The following is a 19,297-nucleotide window of genomic DNA, read 5'->3' on the forward strand; positions in this document are numbered from 1 at the left end:
CTCGGGAGGGGCCGCCGCTTAAAGGTTGCGTGTCTACGCGCGCCGACCATGACAAGTCTTGTATTTCGATCCGCTTCCGCATGGGCATGAGGCGTTACGCCCGATCGCACCCTTCGCTTTCGCCTCAGCGAGGCGACGGTTGACCAAAGCCTCGCCCGCACGATGCAGCTCGGCCCGTCGTTCGACGCCGAGCGCGTTCAGAGCGATGCGGCTCCAGTGCAGATTGACCAAGGCACCGCCGGGGCCAAACTGCAGTTCCAGCAACACCCGTTCGCCTTCACCCGCCGCCGCCGCGACGTTTTCAGCGTGCTCACGGGCGGCGTTCGCATCTCGCAGAGCGGAGGGTGACCAGACATAGACCGTCAGCGGGATCTCGCCATAAAAGGACAGGGGTTTTGAGCGGCGCTCCACCGGTTGATCGATCAGCGCTTGGGCAACTTTCCCAGCCAAATCCGAACGATCGTCATCTGCCAGATCGAGAAGAAGGCTAGAGATTTCCGAGCGCCGGGGTTCAGCCTTGCGGTCAAGCACGGCGAGGATGTTGTCGAACAGCGCTGGACGTTCCTGTCGTGGTGGCTCTGGAGCCTCATCCCTCAGCAGCCCTGCATAGAAGGCGTAGATCGGCGCAGCGTAGCCGTCGAAACGCGGAATCCCGCCGTGTTCAGCTAGCGAACGGGCATAGGCGCTGTAGTGATTTTCCCGCAAATAGAGGCCGAGGTGGTCCAGCTCGTCGTCCACATCGACATCGGGCGACGCCGCCGCAAGCATCCGCTGCTCAGTGAAATGCAGGAAGTCGAGCGGATTTGCGAACAGATCAGTGAAGACCCGCAGGTCGTCCAGCGACAGGGCCCAAACGGGCCGTGCGCCTACATCGACACCGACCGTGCGCAGGTGTTGGGCGCGGGCCGCCAGTGCGGTGAAAGCATCCAGAGTGACCGCGCACAGGCTCACGTGGCGGTAGTCGGACAGGCGCAAGCGGCCGATCTCGTTGTGATCGGCGTCGAAGATCCGTACCTCGTCGCGGCTGCGCAGATAGTCGAAGAAGCGCGATCCCTGCTCAGCTGGTCGGGCGACGAGGGCACGCAGCGAGGCCAGATGCGCCGGCAGGTCCGTCGTGGGCGAGGTCCAGGTGAAGGCGCCGCCTTTGATCTCGATGATGAACAGATGACCGTCATAGGCCAGGATCCCGTCGGCCTCATGCCATTGGGCAGCCCCACCGTCGGGCGCCCAGCGATAGTAGATCGACTGGATGCGCGTTGCGCCGGGGAGCAGCTGACCTAGCCGCTCAAACGGCAGATCCTCGCTGGCCGCCATCTGGCCGTCGTTCCAAGCCACTCGGTAACCGGGTTCAAGACCGAGTACGATACGCTGCAGGGCCCGGTACAGATGGTCGAAGAGCGCATAGCGATCGAAACACAAGGTTCGTCCGCCGAACCGCAGGAACGGCCGCATCATCGTGGGCCAGACCCGCAGCGGCCACCCCTTGTCCTCACCGGGGGCGAAGAAGTCGGTTTCCTCGCCGGGGGCCCAGCTGAGGGCATCGCGCAGCACTTGGGGCAGGGCCGAAGTCTTTTCGACCTCGAAGAGGTCCAAGCCCATGAACCGTCCCATGACGTCACGACCGCGTGCGGCAAATTCCTGGTCCGCCATCACCACGGCCATGGGGTGATCGCCGTCTGCGACGACGCCGGCCTCTAAGGCCTCTTGCATCCGCTTCAAGCTCTCCTCGTGGAAGGCGGATAAGTCCACGGTCGCGTCATGCATCCCTCGGGTGAGAGCCGACTGGATGTTCTCCGCTTCTCGGGCCAGACCTGCGGCGTCCAGACCGAACAGCCGTTGCAACACGGCCGAGTGCGGCTCCAACAGTGCTTGCAGGGCTTCCCGCTCATGGTTCTGGAATCTGTGGCCACGGACATTGGCCCACAACAATTCAGCCTTCACTTGGAACCCTTCCAACTCCATGTCCAAGTCCGGATCCGCAAGCTGGCGCGCTGCTGTGCGCGCCATCGGAAAGTCCAACGCAAGTTTCGAGAACAGGGCCGCCACATCATGGCGCAGAGCCGCGAAATCCTCGTCGGACACCTCATCGGCATAGGGCATGCGCGGCGGGACCGCGGCGATGACGCTTTGGACGTAGTCGATCATGCGGAGGTCGATGCCGTCGCTTCGGCCCGCGTCCGCATCCTCCCCGCCCGCGAACTGGGCCATGAAGAAGCCATACCAAGCGCGCTGCAATAACTGGTCAGGCGGCAGGCCCGCGACGCGCTCGGCGATCGCATCCACCAGCGCCTGCATGTCCGCCACCACCTCCGGATAGAGAGCAGCGGCCCTCCGAGTCGCCTCGGCCTGCTGAGCTGGTGACATCCGGTTGCGAGCGATGACCACACGGCCTTTTCGCGCGAAATCGAACGGTCCAGCCGAGAACATCTCGTCCGGCCGGTTGCGCGCGCGCCCCGCCTTGCTCTTCCTGCCCAAGTGTTAGTTTCCTTCGGTGTGGATACGCTGGTTTCGCCCACAAATGACAAATCCGGCACGGGGAGGTAAGGCGACACCTTAAGCCGTCAAGGGACCGGGACGGGTTTCAGGCGGCCGCCGGCGGTCCAGTCGCGGCTGGCCCCGCCGGTGACGCCTCGGTGGACGTCGCCGCTCACCGCCCCTCCCCGCTCCGGATCGCCGCGATCATCGTCTCGATCCCCTCGCGGAAGTTGCCGTACTTCCGGGTGATGTTCCGGACGGTGATCAGGTTCAGGGCCTCGGACAGGGTTTCGGCGTCGGGGCAAGGACGGGGCCGAAGGTTTCCCTCCTCGTCATAGAGGGCGATCAGGTCCTCGCGGCCGGTGGCCCAGATCCGTTCGCGGTCGGCGTCGATGGTGGCGGAGTCCGGCGTCGCCCAGCGGGCGCGCCAGTCGAGGTGGAAATGTTCGAAGCCCGGCAGGGGATCGATCTTGGGCGTCAGCAGGGTCTCGGCCAGGAAGGCGGCCAGTTGTTCGATGGCGATGACGACGGCGTCGCTGATGCGCGACGACTCATGATCGGCCGCCTCCATCTCCTCCATCGTCGGCAGGCGCGAGCCGGTGATCTGGGCCATGGCCTCGGCCGCCTTGAGCAGGTCCAGCGCTTCGCGCGCCCGCCCCTGCGCCAGCCGGCGCCCCGCGCGGCGCACCGCCGCCTCCAGCGCCTCGCCGGGAGTGGCCTTTTCGGGGACGGGGCAATGGATGTCGAAATCGACGAAGGGATCGGCCGGGAGCGGCAAGGCCGCGCCCGGCGCCGTGGCCGGCCTCGCCACGATCGCGGCGGGCTCGGCGACCTCGTCCGCCCGGCCCGCGATGCGGATCGCCTCCTCGGCGTCCGCCTCGGCCTTCGCAGCCATCGTCGCCCTGCGGGTCCAGCCCTCGGCATTGGCCCGATAGCGCAGATTGCCGTAGCCCACGTCGAACCGCCGCGCGACCGAGGCCGCCGTCTCTCCGGCCAGATAGGCCTCCTTCGCCGCATCCCAGACCTTTTGGGACCTCTGCTTGATTTCGCGTCTCTGGGTCATGGGATGACCGTGAGTTGGCGGAACGTCGGTATCGGTCGCAGGCAGACGAGGTTGGCGGGATTGGTCAAAACAATTGGCGCGTTTGACGATCCGGATTGGTCACTCTGTGGAAGGGAGGACCTTGTCATCCCCGACGAAGCGAAGCGAAGATCGGGGACGCAAACCCCGCTCAACACCCCCGCTCCGGAGAGCGCAGCTCATCCGGAGCGATCGTCGTGGCCGCGGCGGTCTCCCGGTTCAGCCCTGCGGGCCGACCGGGATCGATGGGGAGCAGCGGCGTCCCGTCCCGGCTCTCCGCTTCGCTGCGGCCGGGATGACAAATGGCAGTGATGGCAAAGAAAAAGGGCCGCCCTTTCGGACGGCCCCTGATCGTCTTTGCGAACCCCGGATCAGCTGTCCAGGAAGCTCCGCAGCTTGCGCGACCGGCTCGGGTGCTTGAGCTTCCTCAGCGCCTTGGCCTCGATCTGGCGGATGCGTTCGCGGGTGACCGAGAACTGCTGGCCGACCTCTTCAAGGGTGTGGTCGGTGTTCATGCCGATGCCGAAGCGCATGCGCAGGACGCGTTCCTCGCGCGGCGTCAGGGACGCCAGCACGCGGGTGGTGGTCTCGCGCAGGTTCGACTGGATCGCCGCGTCGATGGGCAGGATGGCGTTCTTGTCCTCGATGAAGTCGCCCAGGTGGCTGTCTTCCTCGTCCCCGATCGGGGTTTCGAGCGAGATCGGCTCCTTGGCGATCTTCAGGACCTTGCGGACCTTCTCCAGCGGCATGGCCAGCTTTTCGGCCAGCTCTTCCGGGGTCGGCTCGCGGCCGATCTCGTGCAGCATCTGGCGGCTGGTGCGGACGATCTTGTTGATCGTCTCGATCATGTGCACCGGGATACGGATGGTCCGCGCCTGGTCGGCGATCGAGCGGGTGATCGCCTGACGGATCCACCAGGTGGCGTAGGTCGAGAACTTGTAGCCACGGCGGTACTCGAACTTGTCGACCGCCTTCATCAGACCGATGTTGCCTTCCTGAATGAGATCAAGGAACTGCAGGCCGCGGTTGGTGTATTTCTTGGCGATGGAGATGACGAGGCGCAGGTTGGCCTCGACCATTTCCTTCTTGGCCTGACGGGCTTCGCGTTCACCCTTCTGGACCGTCTGGACGATGCGGCGGTAGTCGTCGATCGGCAGGCCGGCCTCGACCGCCACGGCCGCGACATCCATGCGGATCTTGTGGATCTGGGCGGCTTCGTTGTCCGAGAATTTGGTCCAGCGGACGCCCATTTCCTTGACGGCCTCGGTCCAGTTCGGGTCCAGCTCCTTGCCGAAGTAGGACTTCAGGAACTCGGGACGCGAGATGCCGTAGCTGTCGGCCAGGCGCAGCAGACGGCCTTCCAGACCGATCAGCCGCTTGTTGATCGCGTACAGCTGCTCGACCAGGGCCTCGATGCGGTTGTTGTTCAGCTTGACCGTCTTCAGCCGGTCCGAAATGCCGACCGACAGGGTCTCATAGGCCTTGCGGTCCTTGGCGTTCAGGTCCTCGCCCTTGAGGCGCGTTTCGACCAGCCGCTCCTGCAGCTTGCGGAAGGCGTCGAAGTCCGAGGCGATGGCGTCCAGCGTCTCCATGACGCCGTCGCGCAGCTCGGCTTCCAGCGCCGAGATCGACATGCCGCCGCCGTCGTCGAAATCTTCGTCCTCCTCGTCCTCGCCCTCGGGCTTCTCGGCCGCGCCCTCTTCAGGTTCGGCGGCGGCGGGCTGGGGCTGGCCGGGGATGCCGGCCTGGGGCTGGTTGTGCGGCAGGGACGACGGGTTGATCACGCCATAGGTGGCGTCCAGGTCGATGACCTCGCGCAGCAGGATGCGGTTGTTGGCCAGTTCGTCGCGCCAGACCATGATGGCCTCGAACGTCAGGGCGCTTTCGCAGAGACCCGAGATCATGGCGTCGCGGCCGGCCTCGATCCGCTTGGCGATGGCGATTTCGCCCTCGCGGGAGAGAAGCTCGACGCTCCCCATCTCCCTTAAATACATCCGTACCGGATCGTCGGTGCGGTCATAGGTCGGCTTGGCGTTTTCGTCGGAGATCTGGGTCTCGGCGCGCTCGGCGACCTCGCCGCCCGAGCTCTCGGCCGCGTCCTCTTCCGCCTCAACGACGTTGACGCCCATTTCGGACAGCATCGCCAGAGTGTCTTCGATGGCGTCGGGCGTGACTTCTTCCGACGGCAGGACCTTGTTCAGCTCCTCCATCGTGACATAGCCGCGGGCCTTGGCCTGCTTGATGAACTTCTTGACGCCCGCATCCGTAAGGTCGAGCAGCGGCCCGTCGGACGAGGTCTCAGCAGGTTCCTGCGTATCGGTCATTAAGTCTCTGTCTCCAGCCGATTCAGAGGCCGCCAGACCCCTCGGCAAAAATGCAACATCCGTTCCAAAAGAGAACGCGCCCGGCCTTCGTTTGTTACGAAGAGGCCTCGTCTTCCCAAATCGTCCCGGTCTTGATGGCTCGCCGCAATACGTCGCGTTCCGCCTTCAGACGACTGAAGGCGGAGGCGTCGAAAGCCTGTTCGGCATTCGACTTCGCTGACGCCAGCGCCTTCTCCAGCCCCGCCACGCGAGTCAGAGCGTCGAACGCTTGCGACCACCGGACCCTTGCTTCGGCGAGGGGCGCATTTGCGGCCAGGAAAGGCGCGCCGGACTTTGCCGCCGCCTTCTCGACCTCGCGCACTAAAGCATCGTGTCCCGAAGCGGCCAGATGGCGTCGCAATGCCGCACTGTCAAGGGTTTGGCCGCTAAACCGAAGGCGGACGAGTTCTTGCGCCAGGCCGTCCAGCGCATGATCGCCGAACCCGTGCGAGGCGATCGCCTCCAGATGGTCGTCCATCCTCTCCGGATCGTCGATGGCGCCGTGGGCCAAAGCGGCGGCGACGGGCTCGATCGAACGGCTCAGCGACTGCATGGCCTCGGCGCCCTCGGCGGTCTGGCCGAGCTTGGGCGGCGGCCCGCGCCAGCGCCCCCCTGGCCCGCCCTGCTGAGGACGCTGCGACTGGGGCGCGTTGCGGCCGGAGGGGAAGAGGGCGTCGAACCGCTCGAACATCTCGCGGCGGTATTGTTCGGCCAGATCCTTGTCCTGGATGGCCGCCGCCGCCTGGCGCAGCCGCCCCTTGAGTCCGGCCTTGCGCTCGGGCGTGTCCAGTGGCTCGGCCTCGACCTCGCGCTTGAACAGAACCTCGGCGAAGGGTTTGGTCTCGCTCATCGCCTGACGCAGGGCCGGCGCCCCCTTGTCGCGCAAGATGTCGTCGGGGTCCTGGCCGCCTTCCAGCAGGGCGAAGCGGAAGGACCGGCCGGGCTTGAGCAGCGGCAGGGCGCGTTCGATGGCGCGATAGGCGGCGCGCTGGCCGGCGCCGTCGCCGTCGAAACAGAGCACGGGCTCGGACGAGACCCGCCACAGCCGCTCCATCTGCTCCTCGGTGAGGGCGGTGCCCATTGGCGCCACGGCCGGCAGGCCCGCGCGCTGGCAGGCGATGACGTCCATATAGCCCTCGACCACGATGATGGCCTGGGTCGACTTCGATTCCGCGCCGAGAATGCGCCGCGCCTCGGGCAGGCCGTAGAGGGTCGCGCCCTTGTGGAAGAGCGGGCTCTCCGGACCATTCAGATATTTGGCCCGGTCGTCGGGGTTCATGGCCCGGCCGCCAAAGCTGACGATCCGACCCCGCGCATCGAGGATCGGGAACATCAGCCGGTCGCGGAACCGGTCATAGGGCGCGCCACCCCCTTCCGGAGAGATCAGCATCCCGGCCTCGACCAGTTCGCCCGGCTTGGCGCCGCGCTGGATCAGGGCGTTCTTCAATCCCTCGCGGTCGTTGGGCGCATAGCCCAGGCCGAACCGCTCCCACTGGTCCTCGGGCAGGCCGCGGCGCTCCAAGTATTCGCGCGCGGCCTTGCCCGCCGAACGGCGCAGATTGGCGGCGAACCATTTCTGCGACAGGTCCATCCAGTCCGACAGACCCTGACGTTTCTGCTCGCGCTCGGCGGCCTGGGGGTCCTCGGCCGGCATCTGCATCCCGGCCTCGGCGGCCAGACGCTCGACCGCCTCCGGGAACGACAGCCGCTCGACCTCCTGCAGGAAGGAGATGACGTCGCCGTGCTTGCCCGAGGAGAAGTCGTGGAAGAAGCCCTTGTCGTCATTGACGAAGAAGGACGGTGACTTCTCCTTCGAGAAGGGGCTCAGACCCACCCACTCGCGTCCCTGACGCTTGAGCTTCACCGACCGGCCGATCACGTCGGACGGGCGAAGGCGGGCCTTCAGTTCTTCAAGAAAGCGTTCGTCGAAGCGCACCCCCGACCATAGCGCCCGATAGCCCGACAAGCGAGGCCGCTGACCGCCCCCTCTTGACTCGACAACTTTACAATTGAAAGTAGTCAAACCGAAACCGGAGAACCCCGATGTCTGACACCGTCACGCCGACCTCCTCCGACGAGAGCGACCTCGCCTATCTAAAGCGCCTGGCCAGCGCCGGTCGCGGCGAGCCCGCGCCCTTCCTTCTGCTGATGGCGGTGTTCGGCGGCGGGTACGGGTTCGCCCTGCTGGCCATCCTCATCGGCATCGCCATCGAAGGCCTTCCCGGTCCCGCGACAGGTCGCGCCGAAGCCGGTCCGATCGTCCAGGCGCTCAACCTCAGCGTCTTCGCCGCCCACATCCTCTTCCTCGTCACCCTCATCTGGACCGTCTGGCGAACCCTCGGCCCCAACCGCGTCCGCCTCAGCCGTGCGGCGACCGCGACCTGGAGCGCAGCCTTCATCGCCATGATCACAATGGTGGTCGGCTTTCGGATATTCACCGAGGACCAGCTGTCGACCGATGCCGTCTATGCCGCCTATCTGCTGCCATCGGTGCTCCTCACCCTGTGGGGCGCCGCCTGGTGGGTGACGGCTATTCTGAATGACCGCCGGTGGCTGCTTCTGGTCGCGATCGGCAGTTTCGGGGCGGCGATCGGCATGGCGATCATCGGAAACTCGCCCCCGGCTCTGCCGCTCGCCGCAGCCTGCCTGCTGTTCCTCGCCTTCCTCCCGGCGGTCATCCTGATGCGTCAGAGGGCGCGGTGAACGCCCCTTTCGAGGGCGATCCGCTGCTGTCGAACCGAATTCGCACCGGCGTCCTCGCCTATTTATCGGATCGGGGCGCCGCGGATTTTACCGAACTGGCCGCCGCGCTTGAGCTGGCCAACAACACCCTCTCCAGCCATCTGCAGCGGCTGGAAGGCGCAGGATACGTCGAGCTAGGTCGCGGATTTCTCGGCAGAAAGCCCCGGACACGGATCAATCTGACCGCTACGGGCCGCGCCGCCTGGGCCGCCCATCTGGACCGTCTGGGCTGATCACCGTTAGCGCCGCCGTTAATCTCTTGTTAACCATATAGTTAAAAGCGTGACCATAACTGCCTGATTTCACGCATATTTTTATGGACACATCGGAACAATCCACAGACCTTGTGGATTAACCATACCGACCCGCCCAGAAAGAATGGCGGGCGCCCCGGGGCCAGGACGCGGTCGGCGTCGCAATCTCGATACGACTGAAAGACGACCGATGTTTATCTCTATCGCCCGTCCGGCGGTGGAACCCACTGGCCCCGACGCCGTCGCCGTCCCCGGTTCTCCCGCCATCGCCGAACTCTCGCCCCGCGCCCTGCATGCGCGCCTGCTGGAGAACGCGGCGCTCAGGCGGCTTCGCGGACTGGAGCGAAAACACGCCCACCGCGACGACGACGCCCAATACTGGTTCAGCGCCGCCCCAGCCGCGATCCGCAAGGCCTGCGCCCTGCGCTGCGAGGACCGCAGCTTTGCGCCGATCCCGTAGTCGCTACAAATACCCCAGCCACCAGTCGCGGCGGCGCGCCTTCACGCCTGCAAACCAGCGTACCGGGCCGTAGAGAATGGCCAGCACCAGCAGCCACACGGCATAGACCGCGATCAGCGGCAGTCCCCACCCCTGCCCTGACGGCTGCGGGTCGAAGAAGGGGTTGATGAAGGCCTCAAGCGGCCGGCCCGTCGCCGTCCCGATCAGCAGCAGAAGCCCGTGCGCCACATAGATGTGGAGCACATAGGCGAACAGGGGCGCACGTCCGAACGGCAGCAGGAAACGCGCCGGCAGGCTCCTCACCCGCTCCAGCCAGGGCAAAAACACCAGCACCGGCCCGAGGGTGATCAGGGCATAGAGCAGCGACGGCGGATATTTGCGCACGTCCATGAAGTCCGCGACCGTCTTCCACGGGGCGTCCTGCATCTGCCAGGGATTGGGGTCGCCATAGATCTGCAGCGCTCTCAGCACGACGAAAGCGGCGATCATGCCGAGACCGACAAGGGTCAGTGTGCGGCGTCGTTTCGTCTCGGGCAGGTCGAACACCCGGCCGAAGCCATAGCCGAACAGCATGATCCCCAGCCAGGGCACGAAGGGATAGGCGAACAGGATCGGCAACTTGCCGAGCGGGGCGATCCCTTGCGTATGCACCGCCATCCAGACCGGCGCGGCGGCGCCGAAGGCCTGGGGCTGGATCGGATCCAGCAGATTGTGCCCCACCAGAATGACGATCCCCAGCGCCAGCAGGACATTGACCGGCAACCAGATCAGGGCCGCCATCACCACCATCGAGGCGCCGATGGCCCAGATGACTTGCAGGAAGACTAGGGAGTAGCCCTGGAACTGCCAGGCGAAGCCGATCACGGTCAGCTCCAGCAGGATCAGCCACAGGCCGCGCGTCAGCAGGAATCGCGACAGGGCCCAGCCCGTCTTGCCGCGCGACGCCTGCAGCCAGATCGAGACGCCCGCCAGAAACACAAACGTCGGGGCGCAGAAATGGGTGATCCAGCGCGTCGCATAGAGGACCGGGTTGGTCACCGACAGATCGAGAGGGTCGAACTGGCCGCTGGCATGGAAGTAGTCGCGCACGTGATCCAGCACCATGATGCAGATCACCAGACCGCGCAGCAGGTCGATGGCGTCCAGACGGGACGCGCCCGATCGCATGACCCCGCCCGAAGCCGGAGCGGTCAGGGGCGCGTCCAGCGGACGTTCGGCGGTGGCGGTCATCGAGCTCCCCCTCGAAGGCGATGCCCTACTCTGCCGTCACGGCCGGGGATTGGCCAGACGCCGTTACCGGAGCTCGGGAAGCCGGCGACGGATCGACTGGGTCTGCTTATCGAGCCGCTGGGCGAAGGTCTTCTTCTGCACCCGGACGCGGTGTTCCAGCCCCCCGCCCCAGCGGGCGTGGACGGCGGTGGCCAGGGCCGGATGCCGGTCGTGCTGGTGGACGATGGCGCTCCAGCCGCCGCCGGGATTGGTGACCTTGCCGTCCGACCAGCCGAGCGTTTCCGTCCTCGTCAGACCAAGGGTCGCGATGCGCCCGTAGTTGGGGCGGATCTCCGCCTCGACCAGCCCCATGTGGACCGCCAGATTGCAGGCCGCCTGATCGGCCCCGAAGGCGCCGCCCAGCTCGGAACGGGGAATGGCCGCCAGCATCATCACCGTGCGGCAGAAGCGGATCATGGCCTCGCGCGGGGCCATGACGGTGCCGACGCAGATGCAGGGCTTCTGGGCGATCGCCTCGGCCAGATCGTCGCCGGCGAGGGCCCGCAGGTATTTCATGTTGAAGTCGTGGTCGCCGAGGACCCCGTCCTCGTACTCGACATAGGCCTCGAGCCGTTCGGGCGCAGGCGCGAACGGGGCGGCCTGGAAGATGACGTCACGCACGTCGGTGATCAGGACGCTCTTCACCTCGGGCCATTGCCCCAGCAGCCGGTCGAAGGCCGCGAACCGGGCCATGACGGCATGCGGCTCCCAGCCGTCCAGATGCTGCGGATGGACGGCGATGACGTTGTGCTGGTCGAGGAAGGCTTTCAGGTCCGGCCGGTCATCGACGACCAGGGCCACGCTCCCGTCGAACACGGCCCGCAGCGACAGGACGAAGGGGGCGATGTCGGCTGCGTCATAGCCGGTGCCGTAGCCCAGAACGAGGTCGCCACTGACCTTGGGCAACCCGCTGCCGTCAGGCTTCAGCGCGCGCGAGAGCCAGCCCAGATAGGCTGACTTCGCGGACGGCAAGGCCATCAGGCGTCCATCAGGGCGGAGAACCGGTCGAACAGATAAAGGCTGTCGGTCGGCCCGGGCGAGGCTTCGGGGTGGTGCTGGACGCTGAACACCGGGCGGCCCTTCAGCTCGATGCCGCAGTTGGTGCCATCGAACAGGCTGACGTGGGTCTCGGCGACCGCGTCGGGCAGGCTGTCGCGGTCGACGGTGAAGCCGTGGTTCATCGAGACGATCTCGACCTTGCCGGTCGTCAGGTCCTTGACCGGATGGTTGGCGCCGTGGTGGCCCTGCTCCATCTTGACCGTTGTGGCGCCCAGCGCCAACGCCAGCATCTGGTGGCCCAGGCAGATGCCGAAGACCGGCTTGCCGCTTTCGACCAGCTTCTGGATTTCGGGCACGGCGTATTCGCCGGTCGCGGCCGGATCGCCCGGACCGTTGGACAGGACCACGCCGTCGGGATTGCGAGCCAGAATGTCCTCGGCCGAGGTCGTGGCGGGGACGACGGTGATCTTCGCGCCCGTCGAGGCCAGGGCCCGCAGGATGTTGCGCTTCACGCCATAGTCGACAACCACGACGGTCTTGCGGCCTTCGGTCTTCGGGTGGCCCTCGGGCCAGGCCCAGAGGCTCTCGTCCCATTCGAACGACTGAAGCGTCGAGGCGGGTTTGGCGAGGTCGAGGCCAACCAGACCGGTCCAGGCCTTCGCCTGCGCGACCAGGGCCTCGAGGTCGAACTTGCCTTCCGGATCGTGGGCGATGACCGCGTGGGGCGCGCCCTTGTCGCGGATGATCTTGGTCAGGGCGCGCGTATCGACGCCGGCCAGACCGACGACGCCGCGGCGCTTCATCCAGGCGTCGAAGCTGGATTCACTGCGCCAGTTGGCGGGATCGGTCGGCAGGTCGCGGAAGATGGCGCCGCGCGCCGAGGTGTCGGATCCGCCGCCCAGTTGTTCGATGTCCTCGACGTTCACCCCGGTATTGCCGATGTGGGGGAAGGTGAAGGCCAGGATCTGGCTCATGTAGGACGGGTCGGTCAGGATCTCCTGATAGCCCGTCATGGCGGTGTTGAAGACGACTTCGCCCAGCGCCGTGCCGACGGCGCCGACGCCGATCCCTTGCAGGATGGTTCCGTCGGCCAGAGCGAGGACGCCGGTGCAGCCGGGAAGCAGTTGAGTGGTCATGGCCGTTCCTTAGCACCGAATCCCGGCGAGCAAACGGCGGCGTCACTACTCATCGCGGGCCGCCGGGTCAACGGCGGCCCTGCGAGACCCGCATTCAGAGCTCCAGCTGGCTGCCGACCGGCGGCTCGCCATAGGCGTTGGAGACCGGGTCGCCCTTCTGGGAATACCAGATCAACAGGAAGATCCAGCCGACGACCGGCAGCAGCCAGAACAGGAAATGCCATCCGGACCGGTTGGTGTCGTGCAGCCGGCGCACGCTGACCGAGATCGACGGGATCAGGGAGATCAGGCTGAAGATCGACGTCAGGGGCCCCTTGTCGTGGATGCCCCAGTTCCAGCCCCACCCCCATTGCCAGAGTCCGCCCCCATCCCAATGGCTCTGGGCCCAGCCGGGCCCGCCGATACCGATCATCCCGCCGCCGAACAGGGTCTCATCGATGATCGACAGGATGCCGCTGACGACCAGATAGAAGATCACATAGTACCAGAACTCCTTGCGATCCGACCGCCCCTCGAACTCGGCGTAGCGGGTGTAGGCCTTCAGGAAATCCTTCATCGCGGTTCTCTGTCTCGCTCCGACGGCGAGCGCCGTCGCATCAAACGCTAACACGGGTCGGCCAAACCGCCAGTGAAGTCGCCGTAACCTCGGAGGGCGGTTGACTGGCCATAGACTTTGTGTTTCAAAGTTCTTCATAGATGGAGATTGAAATGCCCAACGCCCTGCCCGTCGCGTCCTTCGTCAGCGCCTCCGCGGCCCTGTCCGCCGTCCTGTTCGGGGCCTTCGTCCTGACCGGCACGATGGCTGCGGCCCAGACCCCGCCGGCGCCCGCCGTCCAACAGGCGACCGCTCCCACCGCCCGTCCGGCGACCGTGGTCATTCGCGAGGACGGCCTGGTCGCCGAATACTTCGCTCCCGTCGCCGGATCGCAGATCTCGGCAGGCGCGGTGATCGTTCTGGGCGGCTCCGAGGGCGGGCTCGGCGGATCGCGCGGTCTGGCGCGGCATCTGGCCGATGAGGGCTTCGCCGCCATCGCCGTCTCCTACTTCGGCGAGCCCGGTCAGCAGGCCAAGCTGGATCAGGTCCCGATCGAACCGGTCGGCCGCGCCCTCGCCTGGCTCAGGGCCCGACCCGAGATCCACGGCCCCGTCGCCGTCATGGGCATCTCCAAGGGCGCCGAGCTGGCCCTGCTGATCGCCAGCCGCGAGCCGCAGATCGGCGCGGTCGTCGTCGGCGTGCCGTCCAGCGTGGTCTGGGCCGGGATCGACATGGCCGGCGGTCCGGTCGGGTCGTCCTGGACCGCCGATGGCCAGCCCCTGCCCTACACCCACTACGACCTGTCGAAGGGCTTCACCGGCGTCTTCAACCTCTACAACGACAGCCTGACGGCGGCGCCTGCGGAAGCCCGGATCGCGGTGGAGAACATCCACGGCCCGGTGATGATGATCTCGGGTCAGGCCGACGGCCTGTGGCCCTCCTCGCGCATGGCCGGCGAGGTGGTGCAGCGGCTGAAGGACCATCATTTCGCGTATCCGGTGGTCAACATCGCCTATCCCGACGCCGGCCATGCCGCCTTCGGCATCCCGGTTTCGCCCGATGCGCCCGGCCTGCAGCGCGCCACCTCACTCGGCGGCACCGTCCCGGGCCTGGTCGCGGCCCGCAATGACGGCTGGCCCCGGGTCCTCGCCTTCCTGCGCGAAGCCCTGAACTGACTTGAAACGGGGCGGCTCCCGGGCCTAGGAGCCGCCTATGACCATCACGACCGTAGGCCTCGATGCCGATGACACCCTCTGGCACAACGAGACCATCTTCCGCCTGACCCACGCCCGCTTCGTCGACCTGCTGGACGACCACGGCGACCTCGAAACCATCGAGACCCGGCTGGCCGAGGTCGAGCGGCGCAACCTTCGCCTCTACGGCTACGGCATCAAGGGCTTCACCCTGTCGATGATCGAGACGGCGATGGAGCTGTGCGACGGCGGCGCCCCGCCGGAGGTGGTGCGCGAGATCCTGGCCGCCGGACGCGAGATGCTGGCCCATCCGGTCGAGACCCTGCCGGGCGTCGACGAGGCCCTGGCCGCCCTGTCGGAGAAGTACCGGCTGGTCCTGATCACCAAGGGCGACCTGATGGATCAGGAGCGGAAGGTCGCCGCCTCGGGCCTCGGCGATCTGTTCGTGGCCGTGGAGATCGTCTCGGAGAAGGATCGCGGGACCTATGACCGCATCTTCGACCGTCACGGCACCGGCCCGGCCGAGGCCGTCATGGCCGGCAACTCGATGAAGTCCGACGTGCTCCCGGCGCTGGAGGCGGGCGCCTTTGGCGTCCACATCCCCTATCACGTCACCTGGGCCCACGAACTGGCCGATGCGCCCGAGGGCCATCCCCGTTATGGCGCGCTGGAGGCCATCGCACAGCTTCCGGCATGGATCGCGGAACGGGCCTGAGGGCAGGCGTGAGGTGGGACTGTCAGTGAAAAGCACTGACAGACTGCCAAATACTGCCAATGTTTTTCTTTTGAATCAGCGACTTGATCTTCAGGCCACCGCGACACTGCCAGATTATGCGAAATCATGGTTATGAACGCCGGCCCGGACGCGGCTGAGCGTCCCGGCCTGTTGAAGAGTGTAACCGTTGTTTAGAGGGCGCCGGGCAGAGCCATCCCGGAATTCCTCAAGTCATTGTTTCGATACAAAAATCCGTCACAAATCGTGCGACTCCGACGGTCTGGGTTCACGCCGCCCGCGGACGGAAGCCTCAGCAACGACGATAGAGGGTTGCCCCCCTGCCCCCCCGTCTTTAGACGGGCCGCTTAACCGACAACCTGAACGCCCCCGGCCGCGAATCCACGCGACGCCGGTCGTTCGCGCGAGACCGATCCATGTCCGAGCATGACGAGAAAGACGCCGCCGTCCGCGCCGCTCTCGCCACGCATGGCGACACGGGCGTCACCCCGCGCCACACCCTGTTCTACTTCTACGGCGAAGGCGACCACGACGACCTGAACGAGGTCGCCCGCCGCGCGGGCTTCGTGACCCGAGGCCAGGACGAGATGACCGTCCTCGAAACGACCATTCCGGTGGACGAAGCCAGCTTCGCCCCCATCTCCGCCATGATGCAATCCTGGGCCGCGGCCTTCCAGCTCGACTACGACGGCTGGGAGTGTGCGGTCGTGACCCACTAAAGTTTCAAGACCAAGAGGCCCCGATGCCCAAGCGTACAGATATCCAGTCGATCCTGATCATCGGCGCCGGCCCCATCGTCATCGGCCAGGCGTGCGAGTTCGACTATTCCGGCGTTCAGGCCTGCAAGGCGCTGAAGGCCGAGGGCTATCGCGTCATCCTGGTCAACTCCAACCCCGCCACGATCATGACCGATCCGGAGCTGGCGGACGCGACCTATATCGAGCCGATCACGCCCGAGATGGTCGAGAAGATCATCGCCAAGGAACGCCCTGACGCCCTGCTGCCCACCATGGGCGGCCAGACGGCCCTGAACACGGCCCTGGCGCTGGACGCGAGCGGCGCGCTCAAGAAATACAATGTCGAGATGATCGGCGCGAAGGCCGAGGTCATCGACAAGGCCGAGGATCGCCAGAAATTCCGCGACGCCATGGACAAGCTGGGTCTGGAAAGCCCCCGCTCCAAGGCCGCCCATTCGATGGAAGAGGCGCTGGACGGGCTGGAGTTCGTCGGCCTGCCCGCCGTCATCCGCCCGTCGTTCACGCTCGCCGGCACCGGCGGCGGCATCGCCTTCAACCGCGAGGAGTTCGAGGAAATCGTCCTGCGCGGCCTCGACCTGTCGCCGACGACCGAGGTGCTGATCGAGGAAAGCGTCCTCGGCTGGAAGGAATATGAGATGGAGGTCGTCCGCGACACGGCGGACAACTGCATCATCATCTGCTCGATCGAGAACGTCGATCCGATGGGCGTGCACACGGGCGACTCGATCACCGTCGCCCCCGCCCTGACCCTGACCGACAAAGAGTACCAGCGCATGCGCACGGGCTCGATCAACGTCCTGCGTGAGATCGGCGTCGAGACCGGCGGTTCGAACGTCCAGTGGGCGATCAACCCCGCCGACGGCCGGATGGTCGTCATCGAGATGAACCCGCGTGTGTCGCGTTCGTCGGCGCTGGCGTCCAAGGCCACCGGCTTCCCGATCGCCAAGGTCGCCGCGCGTCTGGCCGTGGGCTACACCCTCGACGAACTGCAGAACGACATCACCCAGGTGACCCCGGCCAGCTTCGAGCCGTCCATCGACTATGTCGTCACCAAGATCCCGCGCTTCGCCTTTGAGAAGTATCCGGGCTCCGAGCCCCTGCTCGGCACTTCAATGAAGTCGGTCGGCGAGGTCATGGCCATCGGCCGGACCTTCCAGGAATCGATGCAGAAGGCCCTGCGTGGCCTGGAAACCGGCCTGTCCGGCTTCGACGAGATCGAGATCGAGGGCACCTCCGACGTGCCCGATGACGCCGCCGCCCGGGCCGCCGTCATCCGCGCCCTCGGTCAGCCCACACCCGACCGCATCCGCGTCATCGCCCAGGCCTTCCGCCACGGCCTGACGGTCGAGGAGGTCAATGCAGCCTGCTCCTACGAGCCGTGGTTCCTGCGCCAGATCGCCGACATCGTGCGCGAGGAAGGCCACGTCCGGGTCAAGGGCCTGCCGACCGACGCCGCCGACTTCCGTAAGCTGAAAGCCAAAGGCTTCTCCGACGCCCGCCTCGGCCAGTTGACCGGCCAGAGCGAAGCCGACGTCCGCAAGGCGCGCCGCGAACTGTCGGTCCGCCCCGTGTTCAAGCGCATCGACACCTGCGCCGCCGAGTTCGCCTCAGCGACCGCCTATATGTATTCGACCTATGAGACCGGCGCCCTGGGCCAGATCCCCGAGTGCGAAGCCGAGCCCTCGGACAGGAAGAAGGCCATCATCCTGGGTGGCGGTCCGAACCGGATCGGTCAGGGCATCGAGTTCGACTACTGCTGCTGCCACGCGGCGTTCGCCTTCGCCGACATCGGCGTCGAGTCGATCATGGTCAACTGCAACCCCGAGACGGTCTCCACCGATTACGACACCTCCGACCGGCTGTATTTCGAGCCACTGACGGCCGAGGACGTGCTGGAGCTGATCGAGGTCGAACGCTCGAAGGGCGATCTGATCGGCTGCGTCGTCCAGTTCGGCGGCCAGACCCCGCTGAAGCTGGCCCATGCCCTGCATGCCGACGGCGTGCCGATCCTGGGCACGACGCTGGATTCGATCGACCTGGCCGAAGACCGCGAGCGCTTCCAGCAGATGCTCAACGACATCGGTCTGAAGCAGCCGCCGAACGGTCTGGCCCGCTCGCATGAGGAAGCCGCCGCCGAGGCCGACCGCGTCGGCTATCCGGTCGTCCTGCGCCCCTCCTATGTGTTGGGCGGCCGCGGCATGATGATCGTCCACGACCGCGAGGGACTCGACCGCTATGTCGGCGAGGCCATGCGGGTCTCGGGCAATGATCCGGTCCTGATCGACCACTATCTGAACCGCGCCACCGAGGTGGACGTCGACGCCCTGTGCGACGACGAGACCGTCTTCGTCGCCGGCGTGCTGGAGCATATCGAGGAAGCCGGCGTCCACTCGGGCGACAGCGCCTGTTCGATGCCGCCGTGGTCGCTGTCGCCGGCCGTCGTCGCCGAGTTGAAGCGCCAGACCGAGGCCATGGCCCGGGCGCTGAAGGTGCGCGGCCTGATGAACGTCCAGTTCGCGATCGAGGAGCCGCACTCCGACAATCCGCGCATCTTCGTGCTGGAAGTGAACCCGCGCGCCTCGCGCACAGCGCCGTTCGTGGCCAAGACCATCGGCCTGCCCGTCGCCGCCATCGCCGCCAAGGTGATGGCCGGGGTGCCGCTGAAGTCCTTCGGCCTGACCGACAAGCCGTATGATCATATCGCGGTCAAGGAAGCGGTCTTCCCGTTCGCCCGCTTCGCCGGGGTCGACATCATCCTCGGCCCGGAAATGCGTTCGACCGGCGAGGTCATGGGTCTGGACTGGAAACGCGACGGCGAGGCCGACATGGCCCCCGCCTTCGCCCGCGCGTTCGCCAAGTCCCAGATCGGCGGCGGCACGACCCTGCCGACGACCGGCTGCGCCTTCGTCTCGGTCAAGGATGACGACAAGCCCTTCATCAAGGAAGCCGTCGCCGCCCTGATCGCGCAAGGGTTCAGGATCATCGCCACCGGCGGTACGGCGACGTATCTGGCCGAACAGGGTCTGGCCGTGACCCCGGTCAAGAAGGTGCTGGAAGGCCGCCCGAACATCGTCGATGCAATGAAGAACGGCGAGGTCCAGCTGGTCTTCAACACCACCGACGGCAAACAGGCGTTGCAGGACAGCTTCAGCCTGCGTCGCACCGCCCTGATGATGAAAATCCCTTACTACACCACCGCCGCCGGGGCGCTCGCCGCCTCACAGGCGATCGGGGCGATCAAGGCCGGTGAACTGGATGTGAAGGCCATCCAGGCCTACTGACCGGCCAGTAGAGGAAGA

At 66.2% G+C, this 19,297-nt stretch carries 15 protein-coding genes; 7 read left to right on the forward strand and 8 right to left on the reverse strand.

Annotated elements, in window-relative coordinates; all coding sequences use genetic code 11:
* Positions 1 to 33 precede the first annotated feature (33 nt).
* The 4 genes from AC07U0_RS02225 to dnaG all read right to left on the reverse strand — a co-directional run bounded on the left by AC07U0_RS02225 (position 34) and on the right by dnaG (position 7,855).
* Positions 34 to 2,475, reverse strand: a complete 2,442-nt coding sequence (locus AC07U0_RS02225; protein ID WP_494718395.1) for a YecA family protein — start codon at positions 2,473 to 2,475, stop codon at positions 34 to 36.
* Positions 2,476 to 2,647: 172 nt separating this feature from the next.
* Positions 2,648 to 3,538, reverse strand: a complete 891-nt coding sequence (locus tag AC07U0_RS02230) for a hypothetical protein (RefSeq protein WP_494718396.1) — start codon at positions 3,536 to 3,538, stop codon at positions 2,648 to 2,650.
* 389 nt (positions 3,539 to 3,927) lie between these two features.
* Positions 3,928 to 5,880, reverse strand: a complete 1,953-nt coding sequence (gene rpoD / locus AC07U0_RS02235; protein ID WP_494718397.1) for an RNA polymerase sigma factor RpoD — start codon at positions 5,878 to 5,880, stop codon at positions 3,928 to 3,930.
* 94 nt (positions 5,881 to 5,974) lie between these two features.
* Positions 5,975 to 7,855, reverse strand: a complete 1,881-nt coding sequence (gene dnaG / locus AC07U0_RS02240; protein WP_494719176.1) for a DNA primase — start codon at positions 7,853 to 7,855, stop codon at positions 5,975 to 5,977.
* A 107-nt stretch (positions 7,856 to 7,962) separates the two neighbouring features.
* Here dnaG and AC07U0_RS02245 point away from each other — a divergent pair, with 107 nt between their 5' ends.
* From AC07U0_RS02245 to AC07U0_RS02255, 3 genes are all read left to right on the forward strand, one after another.
* On the forward strand, positions 7,963 to 8,622 hold the full coding sequence (locus tag AC07U0_RS02245) for a hypothetical protein (RefSeq protein ID WP_494718398.1): 660 nt from the start codon (positions 7,963 to 7,965) through the stop codon (positions 8,620 to 8,622).
* Positions 8,619 to 8,894 (forward strand): transcriptional regulator, encoded by a 276-nt coding sequence (locus AC07U0_RS02250; protein ID WP_494718399.1) that lies wholly within the window; start codon positions 8,619 to 8,621, stop codon positions 8,892 to 8,894. The genes AC07U0_RS02245 and AC07U0_RS02250 overlap by 4 nt, the downstream gene beginning before the upstream one ends.
* 211 nt (positions 8,895 to 9,105) lie before the next feature.
* The gene (locus AC07U0_RS02255) at positions 9,106 to 9,375 is read left to right on the forward strand and encodes a hypothetical protein (protein ID WP_494718400.1); all 270 of its coding nucleotides are present in this window, start codon (positions 9,106 to 9,108) and stop codon (positions 9,373 to 9,375) included.
* 3 nt (positions 9,376 to 9,378) lie between these two features.
* Here AC07U0_RS02255 and AC07U0_RS02260 read toward each other — a convergent pair whose 3' ends face one another.
* The 4 genes from AC07U0_RS02260 to AC07U0_RS02275 form a co-directional block, all read right to left on the reverse strand.
* Positions 9,379 to 10,605: an acetyltransferase domain-containing protein gene (locus AC07U0_RS02260; protein WP_494718401.1), complete on the reverse strand. Its 1,227-nt coding sequence runs from the start codon at positions 10,603 to 10,605 to the stop codon at positions 9,379 to 9,381.
* Positions 10,606 to 10,668: 63 nt separating this feature from the next.
* Complete coding sequence (locus AC07U0_RS02265; RefSeq protein ID WP_494718402.1) at positions 10,669 to 11,622, reverse strand: hypothetical protein; 954 nt, start codon at positions 11,620 to 11,622, stop codon at positions 10,669 to 10,671.
* On the reverse strand, positions 11,622 to 12,779 hold the full coding sequence (gene carA / locus AC07U0_RS02270; RefSeq protein WP_494718403.1) for a glutamine-hydrolyzing carbamoyl-phosphate synthase small subunit: 1,158 nt from the start codon (positions 12,777 to 12,779) through the stop codon (positions 11,622 to 11,624). Before carA ends, AC07U0_RS02265 begins: the two co-directional genes overlap by 1 nt.
* Before the next feature lie 94 nt (positions 12,780 to 12,873).
* Positions 12,874 to 13,335 (reverse strand): DUF805 domain-containing protein, encoded by a 462-nt coding sequence (locus tag AC07U0_RS02275; RefSeq protein WP_494718404.1) that lies wholly within the window; start codon positions 13,333 to 13,335, stop codon positions 12,874 to 12,876.
* A 152-nt stretch (positions 13,336 to 13,487) separates the two neighbouring features.
* On the opposite strand from AC07U0_RS02275, the gene AC07U0_RS02280 reads away from it, so the two are divergent.
* The 4 genes from AC07U0_RS02280 (at position 13,488) to carB (ending at position 19,279) form a co-directional block, all read left to right on the forward strand.
* The gene (locus AC07U0_RS02280) at positions 13,488 to 14,489 is read left to right on the forward strand and encodes an acyl-CoA thioester hydrolase/BAAT C-terminal domain-containing protein (RefSeq protein WP_494718405.1); all 1,002 of its coding nucleotides are present in this window, start codon (positions 13,488 to 13,490) and stop codon (positions 14,487 to 14,489) included.
* 37 nt (positions 14,490 to 14,526) lie between these two features.
* Complete coding sequence (locus tag AC07U0_RS02285; RefSeq protein ID WP_494718406.1) at positions 14,527 to 15,222, forward strand: HAD family hydrolase; 696 nt, start codon at positions 14,527 to 14,529, stop codon at positions 15,220 to 15,222.
* A 434-nt stretch (positions 15,223 to 15,656) separates the two neighbouring features.
* Positions 15,657 to 15,959, forward strand: coding sequence for a hypothetical protein (locus tag AC07U0_RS02290; RefSeq protein ID WP_494718407.1), 303 nt, complete (start codon positions 15,657 to 15,659; stop codon positions 15,957 to 15,959).
* Between the two features lie 23 nt (positions 15,960 to 15,982).
* Entirely contained in the window at positions 15,983 to 19,279 is a 3,297-nt protein-coding gene (gene carB / locus AC07U0_RS02295) for a carbamoyl-phosphate synthase large subunit (protein WP_494718408.1), read from the forward strand.
* Positions 19,280 to 19,297: the final 18 nt, after the last annotated feature.

Source organism: Brevundimonas sp. GW821-FHT02A10 (assembly GCF_059422025.1).

Excerpts from the sequence above, each read along its gene's own strand:
- AC07U0_RS02255 (WP_494718400.1), top strand. The coding sequence starts at position 9,106 with ATGTTTATCTCTATCGCCCGTCCGGCGGTGGAACCCACTGGCCCCGAC.
- AC07U0_RS02275 (WP_494718404.1), bottom strand. The coding sequence starts at position 13,335 with ATGAAGGATTTCCTGAAGGCCTACACCCGCTACGCCGAGTTCGAGGGG.
- AC07U0_RS02265 (WP_494718402.1), bottom strand. The coding sequence starts at position 11,622 with ATGGCCTTGCCGTCCGCGAAGTCAGCCTATCTGGGCTGGCTCTCGCGC.
- AC07U0_RS02290 (WP_494718407.1), top strand. The coding sequence starts at position 15,657 with ATGTCCGAGCATGACGAGAAAGACGCCGCCGTCCGCGCCGCTCTCGCC.
- AC07U0_RS02230 (WP_494718396.1), bottom strand. The coding sequence starts at position 3,538 with ATGACCCAGAGACGCGAAATCAAGCAGAGGTCCCAAAAGGTCTGGGAT.
- AC07U0_RS02260 (WP_494718401.1), bottom strand. The coding sequence starts at position 10,605 with ATGACCGCCACCGCCGAACGTCCGCTGGACGCGCCCCTGACCGCTCCG.
- AC07U0_RS02280 (WP_494718405.1), top strand. The coding sequence starts at position 13,488 with ATGCCCAACGCCCTGCCCGTCGCGTCCTTCGTCAGCGCCTCCGCGGCC.
- carA (WP_494718403.1), bottom strand. The coding sequence starts at position 12,779 with ATGACCACTCAACTGCTTCCCGGCTGCACCGGCGTCCTCGCTCTGGCC.
- AC07U0_RS02245 (WP_494718398.1), top strand. The coding sequence starts at position 7,963 with ATGTCTGACACCGTCACGCCGACCTCCTCCGACGAGAGCGACCTCGCC.
- AC07U0_RS02285 (WP_494718406.1), top strand. The coding sequence starts at position 14,527 with ATGACCATCACGACCGTAGGCCTCGATGCCGATGACACCCTCTGGCAC.
- rpoD (WP_494718397.1), bottom strand. The coding sequence starts at position 5,880 with ATGACCGATACGCAGGAACCTGCTGAGACCTCGTCCGACGGGCCGCTG.
- carB (WP_494718408.1), top strand. The coding sequence starts at position 15,983 with ATGCCCAAGCGTACAGATATCCAGTCGATCCTGATCATCGGCGCCGGC.